We start from the raw sequence: 22968 nt of genomic DNA on the forward strand, positions 1-22968 counted from the left end.
GCCAAAACTCAGTGGAATCACTCTAATAAGCTATGAGGCTTGGTAAGTCTCACCTTTTAAAGTCAGATGACCAGACTTAACTTGCTCAGCAAGAACGTTCTCCGTTCTAACTTTCATCGCTTTGCTTGTACTAGAAAAGCCTAATACTTCTGTAATCGATTTAACCAAATCATCACTCGATATAGAGAAAGTATCATTCACCGTATCCACAGCGGTTTTTGCTATTTCACCGTCATAAATCAAGTCATACTTGCGCTCATTCGATGGCAGTTCAGCTCGGTTACGAATGGTGATTGCACTTTGACTCGTAATAATGAACTCACCATCAAGGTCCACTTTACCTTGTCTATTAAGTAGACCAATCGCATCAAGGATTGCTCGGTTGATACGAGCACCACTTCGAGAGCTGCCTACTGCCGATAACAAACGAATACTAAGCTGCTTAACGTGAATTGGAGATTCAAGCTCAACCACTTTAAATATATCTTCCGCTAATGTTGCTGTACTTACATCAGGTATCGTATCACCTAGCCCAAGGTATAACTGTTCTGTTGGGTAGACCTGATAGTTCGCAGCAGACGATTGATGTTCGACCTCTACCCTTTTAATCGCAGCTTTGACTTTTGGCTTTGATTGTACAACTTCTTCAACTAATGACTCTGAATCATAAGCTTCGTAATATGCAATCGCAGATTTAATAGCGTCATCAAGTCTTCCTGTTTCTTTGTGGCGATTGCGGAACCAATCAGTACTCCAGATACGGTGGAAACGCCAACCTAACCCTTCAAGCACACTCTGACGGATGCGATCTCTATCTCGCGCGCTCTTAGAGCTGTGATAAGTTGCCCCATCACACTCAACTGCAAGCATATAGCGACCAGGTTTATGTGGATCTCTCACTGCAATATCAATATAGAAACCTGCACAACCGACTTGTGGTTGAACTTGATAGCCTAACGAACGAATTGATGTGATGACTTCTTCTTCAAATGGCGAATCAGGCCCTTTACCTGTTTCTTCTCTCTTAACCAAGTCACCTGTTTCAGCGTAATGTAAGAAGTTTTTCAGCGCTCGTACACCAAATGGAGATGCATCAGTGGTTGGCATCTCCTCGCCCTTAAAGTTACTGAAAACTTCCATGCACATACGAGCACGTGAAATAAGAACGTTCAGTCTACGCTCTCCACCTTCACCATTCAGCGGACCAAAACTCATAGGTAGACGACCTTCATTCGTCTTGCCATAACCGATGCTTATGTAGATAGTGTCACGTTCGTCACCTTGTACGTTTTCAAGGTTCTTAACGAAGAAGTCCTCTCCTTCTTCATGCTCTCCAAAGAAGTGTTCGAGATCTGGGTTCGCCTTTCTCAATCGTTCAACTTCTAGCAAGATTGCATCACGTTGAGCTGTACTGAATGCAACTACGCCCAGTGTTTGGTTTGGTGTTGTTTTAGCGTGTTTAATTACCGCCTCTGCAACGGCTGCGGCTTCACCTATGTTGCTTCTTGAACCACCTCGGTCATAAGTGGTACTCGGCAAGTAATTGAGGCTCAAGCCTTTTGCATTAGGGTTAATTCCAGATGACGGGAAAATCATCAGTTTGTTGTCATAAAATTCTTGGTTTGACACCGCGATTAACGATTCATGGCGACTACGGTAGTGCCATTTAAGCATTTTTTCTGGCGTACCTGACGCTAAGAACATCCCCAAAATACTTTCTATATCAGCCGTTAAGCTCTCTTCAGCCTCATCATCGTCAAGGACTAACTGCTTACCAAAGAAGCTAGTTGGTGGCATCTGTTTCGTATCACCAACAACGATGACCTGTTTACCGCGCAGAATGGCTCCAAGTGCATCGGCAACTTTAACCTGTGACGCTTCATCGAAGATAACTAAATCGAAGTCAACAACACCTGGCTCTAGGTAGGTTGAAATCGACATTGGACTCATCATAAAGACAGGTTTGATTTGTTGTATCACTCGACCCGATTTATTGAGCAGACGTCTAATAGGCATTTGACGGCGCTTTTTATTAAACTCACGCCTTAACGTTTCTACTTCACCTCTCGCTGATGGGTTCGGTAGATTATCGTAAAGCTGTTTTACCAAAGATTCTTGCGAAAAGTGGAACAATTGACCGTCAATATCACTGAACTGTTCAATTTGTTTTTCATGCTCAACACGATCAAAGTAGCGGATTTCATCTCGTGAATCATATTGGTGATCCACAAGCGAACTGTAGTACGTGAATTTAAAGCAATCTTGAATAAGTGGGGACTTTTTCGTCCAAGTGAATGCCTGTTGTCTCCAATCAGAAAGTCCAATGGCATCAAGATTAGAGCCTAAACGATTAAAACGTGTTAATAGGTAGAACTTCTGAATATCACTCTCAATCGTTTCAACTTCCTCACATTGCAGAGCATCACATCGTTCGGCAAAAGAACTGAGATCCAATTGCAGCAGTGATGCGATTTCATTCATCACGTTCGTGCGCTTTTCGATAAGTACCTTAACCTTATCAAGTTCTGCAGCAGTAAAGGCAATTTCCTTTGATGGATCTAGGTATTGCGCTGCACTGTGATCCAACGTTCCAGACTTAATACCTGAGTGGCATTGCTGCACCCATTGAAGCGGCTTTAGTATCGCTTTCCAATCGGTACTCTCATTTTTAAAATGACTACCGATAGTATCAATTGCCAGTTGTGCAGATTCCATAAAGCTTTTTTGAGTCGAACGATACTCCAGTACCGCATCCATCTTCTCAATCCATTCACTTGCGCCACCAGCAAGCCCATTTTTACACATGCCTGCATAGGTGCTTTTTGCTTTACGGTAATCACCAGATAGAAATCTCCACCACTTTTGACCTGTTGTAAGTAACGAGCCACGAATTGGCATCCAATCATAATCTAATGCACTATCAACAAAGTGCTCTGAAAGTTCGGATTTTTGATCTTGTAGCGTTGCACCTTGAAGCGCAAAATTGAGTATCGCATCGCCTTTCGATTCCCAAGCAGGAGCGTTTACATCAACACTCTCAAGCTCGGGTCTATCTGCAATAAGGGATAGGCCATCAAGCACTGAAGTGCAATCTGTATAGGTAGCGATCGGTGAGACGTAACCAGCGCAGGCATGAAGAGCTTTAACTTTGTCAATGATCTCTTGCTGTGTTTGCACGACTTCAGCAACAAGCTTTTGTGCCGACTTGTTATCTGATGGCGAATAATCTTTAAGATTAGTAGATGAAAACAGATTCAGGCTTGGTGCAGCGTGCTCAGTTAAGTAATCAACGACCTCCGTGATCTTAACAAGAGCTGACAGGTAGTAACTCTTATCCCAAACGTTTAAATCAAAGTCGATACGAGGCAGTTCATCTAACTCGATTGAAGCATCGATAATGATTCGCTCTAGCTGTGAGCTATAACCTAAAGCATCATGATAGCTGACATCTGTATTTGCAATGCTCTCATTGACCGACTGGCAGTAATCATCCAATTTATTACGTAGAGAAACCAAGCGATCAATATCTTCACTCCTCTCAGGGGTAACAGGAGCATGCTGCATCAGTGTATGTTCTAATGAAGAAAGAACAGACTTCTTATTCGCCTTATGTGAGTGAAGTTCTAATACTGAATCACTAATATGACAGTTATCTAATCGGCGCTTAACAACGTCAAGTGCTGCCATTTTTTCAGCAACAAACAGTACCTTTTTGTTATCTGCTAGAGCCTGAGAGATAATATTGGTGATGGTTTGAGACTTACCAGTACCTGGAGGTCCCTGAATGACAAGGTTTGCTCCAGACTTCGCAGCAAGAACCGCCTCTGTTTGGCTTGAATCAGAATCTAAAACCAGTTGAACTTCTTCAACACGGTTTACGTCCATTGGTGTTGAATCAAGCAAGGTAGCATCACGCTCAAAACCTTCAGTGAACAACTTCTGGATCAAGCTGTTTTCCGATGGTTTCTTGCCTTCAGGCCATACATCATCAGATAAGTCTTGATACATCTGAAACTTACCAAACGAGAAGAAGCTTAAGACGATCTTATTACTTTCAACTGACCAACGCTTTTCTCCTGCAATGGCTGTAGCAACCTGATCTAAGTACCCTTGGAAATCATAGTCATTCTCACCCTCTTCAAATTCAGGTAGAGCGATACCAAATTCCATCTTCAACTTAGCTGCAAGCGTAAGGTTTGTTCCTAGCTCTGACTCTGTGTAGCGTATTTTGTATGCATCACCTGCGTCAGCTCGGAATATTTCAACAGGAATGAGTACTAAGGGAGCATATCTCGGTAGGTCAGAATTATCATCTTCAAACCATTTCACGAAGCCAAGAGCAAGGTAGAGAAGGTCAACGCCCTGCTCTTGCACAAAAGTCGTCGCCTCTGTGCTAAGTTTCAGTAAGCGAGTATCAAGAGACTTGCGGAATAACTGTGTTTGCAAGACGTTATCGGCATGTCTTTTATCACCATTGGTTTCTTCAAGATGAGTCGTCAAATCAGCTAAAGATATTGATTTGCTGTCGTCTGTATCGAGAGAGTCTGGCATTGGTAGGAATGACATCATTTTCGAGTCTTCGACCAAGTGCTCAAACACTTGCTCAGATTTTTCATCAACGATGTCTAAGGTTTTGGCTCCCTTGCCAACATTAAGTAGCGTGTTCCCTCTAAGCCCCATATCAAGGAGTTCTTGACGGCTTTTATCGAAAATATCTTTAAGATTTGAGTTCATCTTGCAGTTAAACCTCATATTGCAGTAACCGCATTCTATACCCAACCATCATTTATACTACCTAATGTGGATCAATATCTGACTCATTTATTTCATAAATCTGTTCAATAGTCATTTCGCTTAAACTTGATGTTGAGCAGTCCGCTAACCAGTGTTTGTACTGTCTTGCCAACGCTGACATCGAAACTCTGGCTTTCTGATTATTTCCGCCATACCTACCAAGCTCAAATCCGCAACTACGTAATATGGCTTTTATATAGCTTGTAGCATTGTACGTTTGCCCTGCTCCTCCATTCTTTGAGTATCTGATGTGAGGCGGAAAGTAGGTATCAAAAGTATCGTCATGCATACCCTCCAGCATTTCTACAACCGAGGATTTGTAAAGGAAGCATTTAGACTTATCCTCTTCAAAATCATAGCCATCAAACAAATGGTGATAGAGCAGTTTTGCTATGTGCTCTTTCTGTCTTGAATGTATACCGATCTTAGCAAGAGCATCTTTATTGAGCACAAAAGGAAAGTGAGCGAACAGTTCTCGATCGAAGTTATCATCAAACCGCACATGCCCTTCATTTACCTTATCCAGCTTATAAACCGTTTTGATATCGAACTTTTTCATTTGTGCTATGTCGATTGACGATAGTGTGTTATTTCTCTGCTTTACTGCGAACTCATTTGATGAAATATCAACTGCATTGACTATCGCAGCCTGCTGCCTTGCTTTAAATTCAGCGTCAAAGTTGGCTTTCTCACTGCTGTTACCTCTGTGCGGTAAGTGTGGTCTTTTACAAAAGACCTCAAAGCCAAGCTTCTCCAATGTAAACCGTAGAGATAGAGCTAAATGCTCATTCAATGTTTGTTGCTGACGTTTAAACTTCATGCTCTCATCGTATCGCTTACCTAGTTCTGAGTTGTAGCTGTAATTAATCTTGCAAGAATTTTGCCCGTCATCACACCAGAAATTATAAGTTTTGGCACATCGAAAACGTCTTGAGAAGTTAACTATACCCGTGATCATTGAAGGTGCTTGATTTTAGCCAAAATGAGGATCATGCTAGGTGACATGAAAATAACACTATCCAATGAACAAAAAATCACGCTGATTAACCAACACGATACGACTCGTGATGGGCGAGTGCGCGATCGCATCAAAGCCGTTATTCATGCCAGTAACGGGTGGAGTCCTGAAGAAATTGCCGATGCACTGCTTATCCATGAAACAACGGTTAGACAGCATCTCAAAGATTACTCACTGTCGAACAAGCTCAAGCCTGAAAATGGTGGTTCAAAAAGCTACCTATCTCAACAGCAAACCCAAAGCTTGATTTCACACCTAACCTCGCGCACCTATCATCATACGCGTGAGATTGTTGCTTATGTTTTTGCTGCTTACCGTGTGCAATATAGTGTTGCAGGAATGAACAAGTGGCTTCACCAAAATGGTTTCAGCTACAAGATGCCCAAAGGCGTACCTCATAAGTTTGATGAAACCAAACAGAAAGCTTTTATTGAAGCTTATGAAGCGCTTAAAGCCAGCTGTAGTAAGGATGAGTCGATCCTATTTATTGATGCAGTCCATCCGACTCAAGCAACCAAAATATCGCATGGTTGGATACGAACAGGGCATGACAAGTCTGTTGAAACAACAGGAAGTCGAAGTCGCCTCAATCTCATTGGTGCTTTAAATCTTAACGACATTGGCGGGACTATTATTCATGATTACGAGACCATAAACAGTGAAAGCATTGTTCGCTTTTTCTGCCAAATTAGAGAGCGTTATCCATTAGAACACAAGCACCATATCATCTTAGATGGTGCGGGGTACCATCGTAGTGAACTAGTCAGAGATGCTGCTTTTGTCTTGAATATTGAGCTTCATTATCTTCCACCTTATAGTCCGAATCTAAATCCAATCGAGCGGCTTTGGAAGGTGATGAACGAATATTCAAGGAACAACGTTTATTTTAAAACTAAACGGGAATTCAGAGAAGCCATCGAGAATTTTTGCATTGTGACTCTACCTGAGATCGCAGACTCTTTGACGTCTCGAATAAATGATAATTTTCAAGTGCTCAAGCCCGCATCTTCAAGTTGATTGGGTATAGATACCGCTCAAATATAGAGGCCAACGACAGATTGTCGGCTGGGATAAAAAAGAGCGTCAGATCTAACTGGCAAAGGTATTCAATAAGCTCAGCTTGATGGTCAAAATCTCTTATTCGGTAACCATGCTTCGGAGAGCCGCCTTCAACAACATCAGTCCTAAGGTATAACGTGTCATCATTTGTAAATGTAAACTCGATAAAGTCTGGCTCTAAAGTGTTGCTATGAGAGAAACTTTGCGAAAGATACTTATTAACTTCCTGCCTTTTGCTCAAATTGTGCGCTGGATAATAGAGCGTCACCTGCTGCTGTAAATCATCGCGAGAAACAACCTGATATCCACTTGTGTGGCTTAGCGTTCTTTGCTCATAGAGCAGTTCTGCTAATGCTTTAAACACGGCAATTCTGTTTAGTTGATGTACATCAACAGGAAACTGTTCTAGTACCGCTTTTACATGCTCTTTATAATTCTTAAATGCTTGAGTTAAATCCATGTTTTACCCATTACTTCTGCTTAAATCCACTAAAAATCGCACCACAATTGAAAAGATCTGGTGCCTCTAATTTGCGAATGATTGCTTTAATAGCCTAATTACTGCGCTAGAACAAACCATCAAAATCATCTTTGACAGTCGGTCGCTGACATAGCCAAGCATTGACCAGTTTATGGGCGACTTGAGCACAAAGGTATTCACCTTTATCTCGCTCCATTCCTATAATATGACGCTCTACAAGGAGTAAATAAGCAGCAAGATTACTCATATCTCCTGCTTGTGCTAATTGCACGACTGCCGCTTCATAATTAACGTATTCATCCGCTAACTCCTCGTCGACAAAACCCTCATAGACTCCAATAGGATCCCACTCTGTTAAAAGCACTTCACTGACCGTTTGAGAAAAAACCTCGTCAGCTTTTGGAGCCGATAGAGTAGAAAGCATGGCATTTAGTAGCTGCGTAATTCCATGAGCAACAACCTTACCGCTGTTCAGTTCTTCGGCACAAGCAAAGCCATGCACATCGATGAGTTCATTCGGTGACTCATCCCAACCAGGCAAATAAGCGTGATAGCCTACTAATGGGTGATTGCCTTTCGCCGCATTAAAATCAACACACACCACCTGTTCACTTAAACACTCTGGAAACGGTGTCGGTGCTAAAGTGTAATTGCCCACAACTACAGGAAATAATAGCGACTGGCGATTAAATAGCTTGGCAGAACGTTCTAACTTAGCATTTGGGATAACATCACCTTGCCCTGTTGGTACCACAGCTAAATCGCGATAACTCTCTACGCAATCTTCATCTTTCCACCAAGCCGCACGAATATGGTGTCGCTCTATGCCGTTTTTATCATAAAAGCTACAACCATTCGGAAGACTCACTTCAGGGCCTTTCAACAAGGTTTCGATCAAGCCATACAGTTCGTGATCTGGGTTGAACGCATTCGGCCAATGTTCTAATTTTAGGGAACGATCGGCATTGAGGTACACATTCAAACGCGCAATGCTCTCTTCATGCCAACAGGCGTGAATGGCGCGAATGTCGCCGCAATTGAGATAGAAAGGCAAGGCCATAAACCACTCAACCCATTCTTTATGTAATGCCGAATCTTCGCCTATCTGAGCTAGAAAGTGAGCATGTTGTTTTTGATTTCCGGCTTTGCTGCGATCGCGAAGATACTTACCGTTAGCATCTTTTAAATACCACCCCACTGCATTAAATTCGTGATTGCCTAATAGGCAAAGCGCTTGTTTGTTGTCGACTAGGCTTTTAACCAAGTTCAATGCAGCGATATGATCCGTTGCTGAGTCTGGGCTGTTATCAATGAGGTCGCCAATAAATACAAGAGTTGTATCAGAATCATTGCCATCTTCTGGTAACCCTTGGCTATCGAGTAGCGCATGTAGTTTGTCTTGTTGGGCATGGAGATCGCCAATAAACAACAAGTTTTCTAATTGATTTTCATGTTTAAACTGCAAACCCTGCTCTAACTGCAGGCAGCGCTGCTCAAGCGTTGGACGCATGACCTCTTGCCAGTAACGTATATGAAGCAGCCCACCCGACATTCCGCCTTGATTAAGTGACTCTATATAGACTTCATCTATAGAGGATTGATCAGATGCACCTTGCTCAATGAGCTCTGCCACATGGTCATCTACCCATTTGAGCAAACCTGCGGCCGTGTAGCTATTGCCAGTAGCGCTTAACTGAGTTGGTAAGGTGTGCCATAACGCGCTGTTACCACGCAGGCCATATTGTGTGAGTTCACTGAACAGAGTTGCGATGTATTTGGTTTCAATCAAAGCCAAGGAATGCTCCTACTACTGACGTTGTTTTTTAAAGACACTATTTTTAAAAACATTGTTTCTTAATGACGTTACGCATTGTTGAATTTATTATTGTATAACGAGATAAAATCACTGTGTACTCATTCTTTGATGAGTGAGCTTTTTGTTATTGAGCGATTTTGTTCTGGCAATATTGCCAACTGCTGATAAGCCCATCAACATTGTCGATGCCGACATTACCGCCGTATGGTTCAACCCCCATGTCAAAACGACGTAAGTTCACTTTTTCCTGGTATTCTTCGCTCATTGGGTTTCCACCGCGATTTCTGGCTCTCACTTCTACGTTACTATCGTAGAGATGGTCGTACTCTTCTGGGAATAGTTCACTGTGCAGGTCTTGCAGTGGGCGGTCTTTGTCCATAATGGATTTTAATAGGGCTTTATTGGCTCTTTTTTTATTGCTCATCACAACTCCTTGTATTACTTCGGTAAACAGATTTTGTTTTTATGAGATGTTCAGTTTACTCAAACCTGATGCTTTTTAATGTTAATAAGCTTACAAACTAAAAAGCACGCCTCTCAGCGTGCTTATAGATTTATCAATCAGCCTTTATCAGCGGCCTCTTTGCGAGCCTCGGCAATGCGCTCTAGCAGTTTGTCGGCGGGTTCATCGTTTGTGTCTTGCGCCACCAGCTCACCTCGGAAGGCTTTTGCCAAAATGCTTTGGGTTAGGTTGTCTACCCTCGCCTGCGCTTTCTTCACTTGTGCTTCGATGGTGTCAGCGAAAGCGAAGTATTGATCGACTAGGCGGACGATTTCTTTTTGTTCTCCTAAAGGAGAGATTGGCACAGATGTCTGCCTTATTTGAGTCATCGATAATGAAGGCTGCGCGGCGCCTTTCGATTGACTAAGTAAGTTTTTAAATCCTCCATTAGACTTAAATAGAAACTCTATATATCGTTCATCAACATTCGTATATAAACAAACTCACCAGCTTCTAATCAAAAACCGAATAGAAACGTCGGATCTTCCTCAAGCTTATCCCAACTCTGCACGCCCTCTCCTGCAATTTGAACTCCAGAAAACGGGGCGAACAGCGGTGTCCCATCACCTTGAATTTTTACCTATTGTATTGTCATATGCGCTAAACCCTTGTTTGTTCAGACGCTATAATAAAAGTTAGATAATTCAGATTGGTATTTTTAAGCTTATGAACTCGCTCATAAACTGTAATTAATGCACTTCAAAACCTTCTGCCGCTGGCTCACCTTGATATAAGCTCTCAGATATCATTCTATCGAACTCATCGGCATCAACATCGAACAAGCTCCAAAATGTGTTGAACGACTCTCTAGAATAAGAAAATAGATACAGAGCACTCATTGTGACGAGATCACCGTCGTCCGTATGAGACAAGATTGACTTACAGACAGATAACTCTGAATTCAATAAGTTAATTTTCGTGTCATTTAGATCTGATTCATTAACACCTAACGAATAGTACATAGAGACTCGAGCAGTATAGTTAGTCGATGACACACTAATTCGGCGCTCCGTCATTGGGTTATCGAGTACCAGACTATCGTCATCACTTAATTCAGAGTTCAGAATGAAATGATTAAACTCTAAATGTTCAACTATAGATTGTACTTGTGGAATCATTTCGTACCTCAATAACTGATATGTAGCATTGCTAACTTATCCTTTTCCAACAGGCTAAGTTCGCTTTTTAAGTATTGGCCGAGTTCTTTTTGTTTAAACTCTGTGTGGCCTTGAGCGTATTTTGTTACGTCTAGATTGAGCGTGTGGCAGTGAAGATCCATCACAGGACTTAACCCTGCGGGCTCATGGTCCCATAAGGTCCCTAATTTGTAGGAACTTTTTAAGACATAGTCCTTTTGGGACGTGCAATTGATTAGCTTTAAGTTGTCATTCCTATCAAGAATAGCTTGCCACTGTTCATCTTCACTTGAGACAGCGCCAGCGAAAATATAAGCAACCGAAACTAGATTACGTGCCGTTAACTCATTTAAAGTATGCCTGACTATACGCCCACCCAACGAGTGACCCATTAAAATGCAGTTTTCATACGCTGACTGCTGCTCTAGATAGCTCGCAAACCCTCTTCCGACATGACGAGTTTCGTGAAAGCACGTTTTCCAATGTCCCGCGACTTTATCGACAACAACTGCGCCCACGCTACTTGCTATACCTAGAATGCTACTACGTGCAGCAACCATTGCAGCAAAACCAAGCTTTCCGTTACTTGATGCTGGTATATTTGGTACCGCACCTTTATCAAAAACCATATCGGTTAAATTGCCTGCTTTCCAATCAACACGAATAACTTTATTGGTTGGATAAAGCTCATCAACCACTTCTAACCAATCTTTTGAGCATTTACTGTTTTCAGATAGAAATCCGTTGATGATAAACACAACAGGAAGCTTGCCTTCACGTACTTGAACAAGTTCACAAGATTCTTCATCTCGTGGTTCTAAGTCCTGTGCACTTGGCTCGGTTAATGAATCCTTGAGGCTTTTGAGCAGAGGGTTAATGTCAAAACTAGGCAATGACGCTTTGAATTTGTTAAACATAACTATTTACCCTTGATTACTTTACGAGCTTTGAACGCAGTGGAAATGACACCCACAAGGAACATAATGAATACAAATAGGATAAGGAAGTTGATCATATTTATTGGTCACTTAAGCAAATGAATTGTAGTAAACTGTCAATACAGCTTTACTCTATTTCGAGCCTTCAAATCGATAACCTGAGCGACTAAACTTTTTAGCCGCTCATCGTTTGAATCAAGCCTCTAATGAAGAGAGACCCTGTAATTCTTTATTTAAGTTTTCAGCTTGAACCTTCCATGAATGAAAGCTCTGTTGTTGCAGTTTGTTTCGAGTTAGGTTTTCACCTAGTTCATCTACTCGTAGCTTTAACGAAACATATTCACTAAAGAAGTTATCTTTAAACTCTTCCGCATTGATGATATTCAGCAAATCTTTGCGCTGAAGTTCAAAGTTACTAACCATCTGCTTAATTGTTTCTTTGAATTTCTCTTCACGTTTGTACTGCTCGTAAGAATCCCAAACTTCAATCGCAACACCAATAACAACTAATGCTCCATTGACTCCTTTAGCCATATTGACTGCTCCCCAGGGCTTGAACTTCATATGCTTTGCAATATCGAACCCAAATGTCTTAGCTACGGAGACTACTCCATCACGAGCTGACAATACTGTATTTCCATTTATCAGATTACCACTCAACGTGTGCTTCAGTCCTTGTGATCCCAGCGACTTCAGAGTTGTATTAAAATGGTTCACCTCGTTGTCAAAACCAATTTGCATACGTTCAATATCTAAACTAATCGAGCTCATTTGGCGACTGAACTCATTTTGTAGGTTGCTTGCCAAAATAACGCCTTCAGAACCAATTTCTCTTTCATAGAATTCGCCAAACGTATCCAAACTACAGCCCTTAACTTGAAGGATAAGATCTGAGAAATATTGAGTAACAAACTGTCGCAATCTTACTTGAGTTTCACCAATTTCCTGGTTCGTTTGTGCAAGTTGATCTCTCAAACGACTATCAAGCATTTCTAACTTAGTAACTTCTTCAGATACCTTTCTATCTGCCTCAACTGCAATGGGCAATTGTTTGTTCATCACATCACGGATGACACTTGTCTGCATCTCAATCGCAAGACTCTCAAATCCACCCTGACTTTGGATTTTTCGCTCTGTAGCATCCTGCAACTTAGATATATGTGACAATGCTTTAAACTCTTCACGATTGTTTAGCCAATACTCCATGCCTTGTTCAAATGGATTAGCAGCTACAGCAACTATCGATAAGTCACCCAGCTCGCGTTTGCTCAAGCTAAGCATATCACTCAATCGACCCTGTACGTTTTCTCGCTTAATCTCCAAATTTTCGTTGTAGTCTTCTTCATCCTCAACATCAGCCACTTCATCAAAACGACTAAGGACGAACACAGTTCGAGGTAATAAATCCAATGTTCTGAATAGCCATTGTAAGTCTTCCTGATGGCTTTCCTTGATCGGATTTGTAGAATTCATTACATAAAGCACTAAGTGCGCCTCACTCACATGCTTTTTAGTTATGTCTTTGTATTTCTCTACTAAATTTGTATCAGCATTAATTTGCTCTTTAAAACCGAATAGTCCAGGTGTGTCGACAAGAACGAAGTCGTTTTCAATATCATATACTTTCACCTCATTAGACGATTCTTGATGGCTGATGTTCATGCTCGATTTATCTAGCTTCTCCATCCAAGCTGATGCAATAGAAGTTTTTCCTTCAGAAAATCCGCCAATCAATGCAACCTTTAACTTGTTATTCGTTACATGGGCTTTAGCCTTCGCTAATTTAGTTGCTAATGATGGTTCAATGTCGACACCAACCTCATATCCTTGTGACAAAAAGGCTGAAAGTTTGTCTAAAAGGGCAATCAGTTGAGACTGTTGCTCCTTGAAACTATTTAATGTGGAATTCACTTCATTGCTCCTATTGAACGAATTTGATCAGATATAGCTCTCATTTTGGTGCTAGACTCTTTTATCAGCATCTGTGTAAGTTGAATACTTTGTAGCGGTGCTGCAATTGCATGATCAAGTTGAGTAATGACCTTTTTCATCTCAGGCACCCCTTGTTTAAGGCTACTTTCTAAACTAGCTCTTAGCTCAGACTGAACCTCTCTTAGGTTTTCATCCGTCGATTGACGTTGTTGGGATTTTTTGTAACTGGAACTAAATGCACTCGCTAATGCTTTGGCCACCGCAATCAGTGCTGTGACACCTGCTCCAATAGCGACCCAAAGACTCGCTCCACCAGTAAACGGAGCAACTGCAACACCCAACAGTGAAGTGAATAACGCGAGTTTATTCACACCGCTGTTTAGGTTAATTTTGGGATTAAATGAAACGTTAAATGCTGACTGCCCCATGTTCTGTGACATGTCCGATAGTTCATGAGTTTGTTCTTCAAAACGCTTTAAAATATCACGAGTGTCATGCTCAAACCGTTTAATCTGATCTGATATCATATTAGGTAACTTAGTCGTTAGTTGATCTAACTCACGGTCAATAGCGCGTTCAAGTACACGTTTAAACTGCTCATTTTTAATGTCATTTTCAATCTCATCGTAGACATGATCTCGGGCCTGGCTGACAAAAGCACGGATTAGCTGCTCACCGTTTGAGTCTAAACGTGATTGCAACGATTTAAAACTTCGATGTAATTGTCCTTGCGAGCTTTCTTGCGTAATTTCAATCTTCTTAGAGAGTTGATCAAAACTTTGCTCTCGCTCGTTAAGTGCTTCAATCACATCGCCTAATGCAGCATTGGCTTTATTCAAGTTTGCTTGATTGATTTTACTTTGTGGGTCGTTTAGCACTTTTTCATTCAAAACATCTAAAAAGGTATTCAGTTGGGATTTTTCAAGCAACTCATGTTCTGAAAAGTCTTTTAGAAACTTCTCTCGCAATTTGGCATTGCGACCACTGGGCACAAAATGGTCCGTGCTCACAATAAACGCAGGTAATGCACTTAGAGCTAAAACCTCTTTGTAATTACTACCAAGATGTTCTCTCATCTTTTGATCTAACCCAACAAGGCTTTCCGCTTCGTCTTCGCCCACAAGAGAACGTGTCTTTAAGGTAAACTTTGGGTTAGTGATCTTTTTATTAAAGATTGACCAAACTTCTGTTTGGGACCCCAAATGTAGTTTGATTTTTTCAAGGGTTCCAATCGTTTGATCATCACCCGTTTGTGGGGGGGCTGCTTTATTTGTTACATATAGGACCGCGTGAGCCGTTTGAAGTGAACGTTCTATCTCACTAAGTACAAGCCCCTCTTTCCCTTCTATGCCTGGTACATCTAAAAGTGCAAAGGACTTATCGTTCAAAGTGAAGTCGTAGCGTTGTGTTTCACGAGTAAAATCTGCGCGTCCATCACCAATGATCTCACCATCTGCATTCAGCAATAGCTCTTCTGAGAATGCCTTTTTTTGAACCCCTAAATCATGTTTTTCTTGCAGGCTTTCAGAAGTATTCTGTGCTGACTTAACTTTTTTTTCGTCTAATTCAGATACGGAAGAGTTGTATGCTTCATTAAGAGCATGTATCTGAAAATGGTGCTTTTCTATTTCACTCCGACTTTGTCGTTCTTTCTCTTGAAGGACATTCTCTAAGCGTTCCGTATCCTTTACCAAGCTAGATAACGGAGCATCCAGTGCTGACAAAGCCTTCTCTTCTGGCAACTTTTTAAAAAGTAGAATCAACTTTTTAAATAGACTCGCTTCTGCTTTAAGTTCATTAATACGAGAGCTTAAAGCTTCTCGTTGAGTTTCTATTTGAGACCGTGCTTCTACGCTTTTATCAATCTGTTTGTTTAACTCAGCCCGCTCACCAAGCACACGTTCTTCTATTGCCTTAATTTCCGCTTTCACATTATCCTCTGATGCTTGATACTCTTCAGATAATCTGCAGTATTGCGAATCTAAAGTTAGTACTTCACATTCAATATCCTTGATCTGCTTTTCGAGATTAGCTAACTGGACCTCACAATTGTCATATCGCTTTTTCACTTGCTTAAACATTTGTTGAGTCTCACCTTTTGTTGGCTCATCAAGGAGTATTCGCAATGTCTCAATTAACGTAGATTTACCCGCGCCTGTTTCACCGTAAAAAGCAATAGTGAAAGTATCCCACTCTGAGTTTTTTTCTAATTCAGAGAGCTGAACCTTCACTTCTGATTGGATCCTAGACAGTTCTTCGCGGGTACTCTCCGCAATTTTCTGAGTTTCCGTATCCGTATGGTCAATATCAATTGAACCTACAATATTGGCTAGCTGATCATTAATGAAGCTATAAACTACTGTTGGGGAAAAATTTTCGATAGTCATTCGGGAACTCTGTTAAAAGTTGTTAAACGTGTAGACTCTGCTCAGTAAATTAGACGAGTGATGCCTAAGCGGTTGTTCAAAATTCGCAGCAAGGCGTGTGTTATACATAGAGGGTAAGTCGTGAATTGCAAACTAACTAAAGACATTAATTAAAACCACATCAATACATTTATCAGTTCCATTGGACAAGTTGATATCCATATTCAATTTTATGAATTGTACAGGATTAATCACCGCTTGTGAAATAGAGTACGGTATAAAACATAGATTAACGAATGTTCTCGCTAAGTGGTTTTCATAAGCTTATAAATAAGATCAATGAAAAACTCCCTGTTTCTACAGTTCAGAGAGTTTGAAGTGATTGGGATATATACGACTAGTTAACATACCCCAACTGAATCATCAATAAATTGCCTTGGTTTTGGCGTTCGCACTAACCTCTCAAGGCCTGCTGACTTCTGCTAAATACGCGTATATTCGATTTAACGCCATTGTCTGCTGTGATAGGAGCTCTAAATTCTCTTCGATAAGTTCATTAAGCCCCTCTAAAGTTCATCCACCAACTTATTGGCACTTGACGTTGTGCTTATTTTTGACCATTTAAATAGCTTGACGCACCCTTAGTATAGAATGCGACACTATCATAAAAGCCATGCATAAATACGCCAGCCTACACATTTTCTGCTCGTATCTTCAATCAACTAAATGACACAAATACATCTGTTGGGAATGTACCGGACGAGATCTGAGCTTGTCCCTCAACAATAATATTTGCGTGTTCTTCATCGTCAAGATTGTAAGGTAGGTGGTTTTCAGATAGACGTTTATCAGCAAACCAGTAGCCAAACCCTTGATCAAACCACAATGTCACTTGCTTGCCATTATCAAACGATAAAACGAGCGTTCTTGAATGTGGCAGAGTGTACTTCGAAGCCGTTTTAAAGCGAATGTTCGCTACCGAGGTTTTAAGAGCTAAGCCAACTATCTTACCTCTCGAGTAGTCGTCTAAAAAGTTATCTTGTACCGTCGCTGGCTTGTAGCCTCGACTTAACTCTCCAGTGTGAATATCTATCTGACAGCTTTTGTAATGCTCCCCTAAAAACTTCAAGGTATTAAAGCATAGAGAAACAGGTAAAGTTGCGGCCAGATAACGATCAGAATAAGTAGCAGATTCGATAACTTGGTCTTGCATCAACGCCATTAATGCTGGTGAGCGTTTAAACACAAGAGTCCAAAACTTCAACCCAAACTCAGAAGCCTTCCCATCCAATTCACTATCAATCACTATTTTTTCCACATCAGAACTCTGACGCAAACGCGTAGGGTCAAAGTCCACCAAGTCACCCAAAGACCCAATACCAACCACTAAAGTTTCATGGTCGTCTTCACGAAGTCCCCATTGGTAACAATATGACTCACTAGCCACCGATGCTAATACCTGATGATTGACATGATCATTTAGTAGTTTGCTCATTAGCTTCACATTTGGGTGGTTCTGATACCAAGACAACGTCACTTTTTGCTCAAGTGACAACTCTTGCACTTGAACCTCTGTCAATATCAAGTTTACCTTTCGCTCGGCAACCCAGCGACTAAATGCTTGATACAGTTGCCAATCGCCTAAATCGCTTAATTGACTTATAGGGAGCTCAACATACAGGTCTGAGTCCTCATGTTTAGCCAACGTTTTTTCTATTGCGATCATTAGCGGACGTAGTTCACGCCTATTGTGATGGTCGAACAATTCATATTCCACTGGTAAGCTAAGGTTGTTAAAAAAACCGTTGCTCAAATAGGTCGCTACTTTCCTTCTATCAAGTAAATCAAGGACATGTTGAGTCGAATAATCCACTAAGCAACGATGGCATGCCTTGTCACAGTGACAGCTAGATGCAACCTGCTTTGCTCCTTTCAGTAACTCAACAACATACTCAGAAGCTTGAATTGAAAAACCTGCACCACCAGCTGCATTGTCAAACAGCACGATAGCTTGTACTTCTCGTCCCTCATAATTCACTGGCTTGGTTGTACAGCCAATTTCATCATTATTTATACCTAGCTTCTCAGCTAACTGGTTTCGCATCAGCACCGCGACCGAACGAGCAATACTTCTCTCTACTAGCGGTTTACCCAGCTCATCAAATAACAATAACTCGAACACGTCCGTATAGGTGCTATGCCCCAACTTTAGCGGACCTTTTACAGTGAACTCCCTGTCGTTACCGCCACACAAAACTTCGCTTGAGCTGGTTAAGTGGCCCTTACCACCTCGTAAACGAGTGTGCCCCATCAACACTTCTTTTGGTGACTTATCTCCACCTTCGGGCATAGCTTCCATACGACCACATTCTAAGCAAAGCGCATACCCTTGGTTGACGGGGCCTGCACTGTAATAATAAACATGGCCATTATGGCTTGAACGGTATGATGATCCAGGGTTTACACTCACTTCATGCCACTCGGAACCATCTACCGTCACCCAAGGGTCATTGAAAGGTACATGATTCAGACGCGAGATATCGTTATGAGGTTCGTCTCTAATATCGACCGCAAAACTCGCTGGCTGAATGTAAGGGTGAATACGATCTTTTGTTTTCTCGTCACTAAAATTGAACTCATTACCACAACATTCACACTGTTCTGGTCTTAACAACGAAGTATTACTTGCACCACACTTGTCACAACGCCATGCCCACCTTAACGCTTGTATCTCTTTTACTTGATCAACAGTTGCAGGACTGTGCCAGTTCAACAAAACGCCTTTCGACTGATAAACACGTCCATCAATCACAACATCATTACCCGGTGCATAATCACGAATAGCGACTGAAAGATCTCGAGACGGAAAGCCAGCAGCGCTATATAGGTTATCTTTACGAGATGTTTTATCGTTGATTTGGTCTTGTTTCATCTTGATGTAGCGTTTTCGCCTTTCGATCACTTTGACATGATCTGTATTTAAAGACACCACATCAGTAGGGAACCCATATCCGGGTAAGAAGCCTTTACGTGCTAACTCGGAAAGTAAGAACTCCCCCTCTAAGCGTTGAATTTGGCTTTCTACTGCAGCTTGCGCTGTTGATAACGAGTTAGGGTTCTCTTCTAAGCTTTTAGATTGTTCTTTTAGCAATTGATGCTCGACGGACCAACGCTCGACAATACGCTTCATATGCTTAGCGGACGTATCTAGAATTTCGATACGTGATGTTGCATCAAGAGAGGTTCGACGTAACAACGTATCCAACCCGTTTTGTACAAAATCTAATGCTCCATTTACACACCAGTCAACAAATTGGTCAGCTTGAGAAGCCGCCGATTCGTGATCAGATTTGAAGAAGTTGCCGCAATTCAATTTCAACGAGTTCTCTGACTTCACTACATTATTTAAAAACGTTGAAAGTAGTAACGAATTCACATGGCGACGAACAATGTAGTCACTTGATAACGATACGTTCGGTACTTTAATTTCCGTATCAAACGCCCAGCGAGTATTCGAGAAAATATGCTCTCCATGCGGAGTAAATTTACATAACGTAAGCGCAATCGATTTGGTTTCTCCACGACGACCTGCACGACCTGCACGTTGCAAGTAGTTCGCAGGGTTAGGTGGAGCATTATTCATCGCCACTACCGATATACCACCAATATCTACACCCATTTCCATCGTCGTAGAACAGCTTAAAACGTTTATTTTCCCTTCTTTGAATTCTTTTTCATACTCACGTAGCTGGCTTGCCTTTAACTGTGCAGAGTGCTCTGCGACTCTAAAATAAGGCGTACGCTCTACAACACGGTCAGCAATATCTGACCACGCATTTTCTTTGCGTACATCAATTAACTCTGGTTGCTCTTGCCAATCCCTAACTTTGTTTAGATCAACGGTTTCTCCGCTTTTAGGATCGCGGCCAAATGGGTACGGATAACTTGGGGTAGAGATCTGTTTACATAAATGCTCGGTACGGTCCCCAGATAAATTCAGATATGGAGTCACTCCTAGCAATGGTTTATCTATGATTTTTTGGGTATGAGGACATTGATGCTTATCTGCAACTAATGAGAAACTCACTTGTTGCTCAAGCTCTAAGCGATAGCCATCACCACTAGGTGTCAACACAGAAGACTGTAGAGCCATCCACGCTTGGCGTAAAATTTCGTTAATATCTGCACGTGAGTCCGCATCCTCTAACTCTAGATTCAGAGCCGTAGCAAGCAACCTAGCTAACCTTGGTTGTCGTGGCCCATTACGCCTGATTTTCGGCCATGCATCCACATTCCAAATATGGCTAGGTTCATCTTGTCCTACTAAGAAAGCTGGCGAATATTTAGCCCCAATCCAGTTAATTTGCTCATCCGTCAATCTCACGGCTTTCATGCTTCGTACATGAAAATTCACACAAACAGTTAGGAAATTAACCCACTCTTCACGCGCTTTTTCAGCACTATCAAAATGCCTCAACCATTCACTAGGAGCTGAACTCTCCTTTTTGGCTAAAACTGGATATTCCATGCAGACTAAGCCCATGGTTTCGAGTGTGTTCTGTCTTTTGGGGCGGCTATTAAACTCTCGTAACAACAGTAAACGAGCAAGTAATTTTGGATTAGAAACCATATCCATACGGTCATCGAAGTGCTCGTAGAACTTTTTAATCCACAGTTTTACTTCTTTCTGTTCTGCTAAGAATTCTTCGACTTCTTGCCAAGTCACCATGACAGGATTATTACCTGTTGTTAATTCGGCAATTTCACACTCGATAGCCTCAATATCCTCTGGCTCATCCATACTTATTGCGATCTTAAGCATTCGTTGGAGTCGGTTGAGCTTCTTTTCATCCTCAGGAGTCATTTCGCTCGTTCTCAGCGCTTTATCCAAGATCAAATGATAGATAGTTGAACGCAAAAACTGCCTTTCAGAGTCTTGCTGTGACTTGGCAGAAAAACGAGCTGTACCTTGGCGACTATCAGTGAAAGTAATCATACGGCGGCCGTTCCAAGGACCTTTCAACTGCTCTTTCTTACCATCTTGGCAATACTCGAGTAATGTAGGAATAACCGTCGACAGCATAAATGGTGCGCCATTTCTGAAGTGACGGTAGAACTCGAAATTCTTGATTTTAGTATGCTGGCAACATGGACAGCGCACAGACAAAGCACCGTCACTTTTATGATACCCTTCGACTCGATGTATTAAATGCGCGCCCGGTACTTTAGCATTTTTTACATCTCTCTGGTTATTAATCCAATATTCACCGGTTTCTTCAAAACTTAACGGCGAGATGAGAGCAAAGCGGTCATACTCTTCAGAAGTTTCTTCATCATCTTCGATGATTAGATCTTCTTCTCCAACAAGGTCCAAGGCAAAGTCATCAATCGATGAATCTGGTTTCGTTAAGTGGAGCTGAGTATGACTCGTTTCTGAATCCGTTTTTGCAGTCGCAGCCAATAAGCTAGTACCACACCCATTACAACTAACCATTTCAAATATCGGTGAACCACACGAGCACTTTTCACGACGTGACATATGAACCATACCAAATCGCCAATCAATCGACTCTAAAGGCGTACCTACCTTTGCCGAACAATCTGAATTGGAGCAAGCCCAAAGCCCACCAGCAACCCTGTGAAACAAATGTAGTCTAAACGGAATAAATGCATCTCCATCTGCGTTCTTTGTCGAAGCACAGATATCAAGCCATTGAAGTGAGTCCTGTTCTAATAACGGTTCCTCAGTTGCAGATAATAGCTTCCCTATTTCGCTCAACGTCATTCTGTTATCGGTTGAACTCAGGTGCTGCCTTAACGTTCTTAACGGCGGTAAGCTTTGTAATACATCGTAACGTTCTATTTCGTTCGTTATGCTTAAAACACTATCAAGGTTCATCGCCTTGATTTGCTCCAGTTCCATCAGCGGTTTGATTTCACGCTCGCCTTTTACTAAATGAACTTGAGTGATATCGACACCAGCGACGTCAGCCAAAAAGGCTTTTAGATCAGCGTCAGAGTCCTTTCCGCCAATCGTGGCAGATGTAGCGACAAATCTCACTTGATCTGGCGTGACACCGAACCCGTGCATTACTCGTCGAAGCAGCAACGACAATTCAGCAGCTTGAGAACCGATATAGGTGTGAGCTTCATCTAAAACGATCCAACGCAGTTTGCCTTTAGAACGGTTCAAAATATTCGCGTCTTTTTGGCGAACCAACATGTACTCCAACATCGTAGAGTTGGTCACAAGTATTTGAGCTGGGTTTTCTCTCAGCTCCTTACGAGAAAGCTGTTCATTTGGGTGCTTTTTTCGTTCTGCCACACTTACTGATTCGGGCGTATCGCCATTAAACAGGCTGAATTTAACTTGATCTCCTAATTGGTGAGTCCATGCCGTTAAACGCTCTCTCTGGCTGTTAATTAATGCATTGAGTGGATATAAGAACAAAGCCTCAACGCCATCTGGCTTACTGTTACGTTCAACAATGTCATTCAGAATTGGCACTAAGAAACACTCTGTCTTACCAGAACCTGTACCACTACTGACAATTACCGACTTAGGAGATGGCTCCAATAGATGAGACCATGCTTCATGTTGATGGGAATACGGGTACCAACTGCTATCAAAAAGGTAGTCTTCTTTCAGCTCATTCGGTGGGTTTGCCATTGCATTGACAATCGAGCTGTTTAACAACCCACCCGATAGGTCTCGCATGCTTTGAGTATGCGGTTTCCAGCCAAAGGTGGCTTCAAATACAGGATCAGCAAGAAACGCCCCCTCTTTACCTGGGGATTGAGAAAACGACTGCCACAAGAACTCACGTAACGGCTTAGATCGCAAACCAAATTGCCCTAAAGTAGCGCGCGCTGCACGTTTAGTCAGTTGGTCAACTAAAGACTCAAAATATTGCATGGTTGGTTTA

At 41.8% G+C, this 22968-nt stretch carries 11 protein-coding genes and 1 pseudogene; 1 reads left to right on the forward strand and 11 read right to left on the reverse strand.

The annotated features are described in order from the left end of the window. Positions 1-30 precede the first annotated feature (30 nt). Both OCV39_RS19415 and OCV39_RS19420 read right to left on the reverse strand, forming a co-directional pair. Complete coding sequence (locus tag OCV39_RS19415) at positions 31-4734, reverse strand: DUF3320 domain-containing protein (RefSeq protein ID WP_261889753.1); 4704 nt, start codon at positions 4732-4734, stop codon at positions 31-33. 61 nt (positions 4735-4795) lie between these two features. Further along, positions 4796-5614: a hypothetical protein gene (locus OCV39_RS19420; protein WP_261889754.1), complete on the reverse strand. Its 819-nt coding sequence runs from the start codon at positions 5612-5614 to the stop codon at positions 4796-4798. A 183-nt stretch (positions 5615-5797) separates the two neighbouring features. Here OCV39_RS19420 and OCV39_RS19425 point away from each other — a divergent pair, with 183 nt between their 5' ends. Next, positions 5798-6829 (forward strand): IS630 family transposase, encoded by a 1032-nt coding sequence (locus tag OCV39_RS19425; RefSeq protein WP_261889755.1) that lies wholly within the window; start codon positions 5798-5800, stop codon positions 6827-6829. Here the strand turns inward: OCV39_RS19425 and OCV39_RS19430 are convergent. The 9 genes and pseudogenes from OCV39_RS19430 to OCV39_RS19470 all read right to left on the reverse strand — a co-directional run bounded on the left by OCV39_RS19430 (position 6807) and on the right by OCV39_RS19470 (position 22958). Then, positions 6807-7331, reverse strand: a complete 525-nt coding sequence (locus tag OCV39_RS19430; protein WP_261889756.1) for a hypothetical protein — start codon at positions 7329-7331, stop codon at positions 6807-6809. The two genes, OCV39_RS19425 and OCV39_RS19430, sit on opposite strands and share 23 nt — an antisense overlap. A 106-nt stretch (positions 7332-7437) precedes the next feature. Beyond that, complete coding sequence (locus OCV39_RS19435; protein WP_261889757.1) at positions 7438-9147, reverse strand: metallophosphoesterase; 1710 nt, start codon at positions 9145-9147, stop codon at positions 7438-7440. Positions 9148-9292: 145 nt separating this feature from the next. Further along, positions 9293-9592, reverse strand: coding sequence for a hypothetical protein (locus OCV39_RS19440; RefSeq protein ID WP_261889758.1), 300 nt, complete (start codon positions 9590-9592; stop codon positions 9293-9295). A gap of 137 nt (positions 9593-9729) precedes the next feature. Continuing rightward, positions 9730-10077, reverse strand: a pseudogene (locus OCV39_RS19445) (restriction endonuclease subunit S); the annotation flags it as partial. A 282-nt stretch (positions 10078-10359) separates the two neighbouring features. Next, a complete protein-coding gene (locus OCV39_RS19450) occupies positions 10360-10788 on the reverse strand; it encodes a hypothetical protein (RefSeq protein WP_261889759.1) in 429 nt (142 codons plus the stop codon). Positions 10789-10796: 8 nt separating this feature from the next. After that, complete coding sequence (locus tag OCV39_RS19455) at positions 10797-11723, reverse strand: DUF726 domain-containing protein (RefSeq protein ID WP_261889760.1); 927 nt, start codon at positions 11721-11723, stop codon at positions 10797-10799. A gap of 216 nt (positions 11724-11939) precedes the next feature. Continuing rightward, entirely contained in the window at positions 11940-13655 is a 1716-nt protein-coding gene (locus tag OCV39_RS19460) for a LeoA/HP0731 family dynamin-like GTPase (protein WP_261889761.1), read from the reverse strand. After that, positions 13652-16063, reverse strand: a complete 2412-nt coding sequence (locus tag OCV39_RS19465; RefSeq protein ID WP_261889762.1) for an AAA family ATPase — start codon at positions 16061-16063, stop codon at positions 13652-13654. The genes OCV39_RS19460 and OCV39_RS19465 overlap by 4 nt, the downstream gene beginning before the upstream one ends. Positions 16064-16760: 697 nt before the next feature. Next, positions 16761-22958, reverse strand: a complete 6198-nt coding sequence (locus OCV39_RS19470; protein WP_261889763.1) for a DEAD/DEAH box helicase — start codon at positions 22956-22958, stop codon at positions 16761-16763. Positions 22959-22968: the final 10 nt, after the last annotated feature.

It is taken from the genome of Vibrio cortegadensis, from assembly GCF_024347395.1.
In the GTDB taxonomy this organism is placed as follows: Bacteria; Pseudomonadota; Gammaproteobacteria; order Enterobacterales; family Vibrionaceae; genus Vibrio; species Vibrio cortegadensis.

Coding starts and splice junctions, on each gene's coding strand:
- OCV39_RS19415 (WP_261889753.1), bottom strand. CDS start 4,734: ATGAACTCAAATCTTAAAGATATTTTCGATAAAAGCCGTCAAGAACTC.
- OCV39_RS19420 (WP_261889754.1), bottom strand. CDS start 5,614: ATGAAGTTTAAACGTCAGCAACAAACATTGAATGAGCATTTAGCTCTA.
- OCV39_RS19425 (WP_261889755.1), top strand. CDS start 5,798: ATGAAAATAACACTATCCAATGAACAAAAAATCACGCTGATTAACCAA.
- OCV39_RS19430 (WP_261889756.1), bottom strand. CDS start 7,331: ATGGATTTAACTCAAGCATTTAAGAATTATAAAGAGCATGTAAAAGCG.
- OCV39_RS19440 (WP_261889758.1), bottom strand. CDS start 9,592: ATGAGCAATAAAAAAAGAGCCAATAAAGCCCTATTAAAATCCATTATG.
- OCV39_RS19450 (WP_261889759.1), bottom strand. CDS start 10,788: ATGATTCCACAAGTACAATCTATAGTTGAACATTTAGAGTTTAATCAT.
- OCV39_RS19455 (WP_261889760.1), bottom strand. CDS start 11,723: ATGTTTAACAAATTCAAAGCGTCATTGCCTAGTTTTGACATTAACCCT.
- OCV39_RS19465 (WP_261889762.1), bottom strand. CDS start 16,063: ATGACTATCGAAAATTTTTCCCCAACAGTAGTTTATAGCTTCATTAAT.
- OCV39_RS19470 (WP_261889763.1), bottom strand. CDS start 22,958: ATGCAATATTTTGAGTCTTTAGTTGACCAACTGACTAAACGTGCAGCG.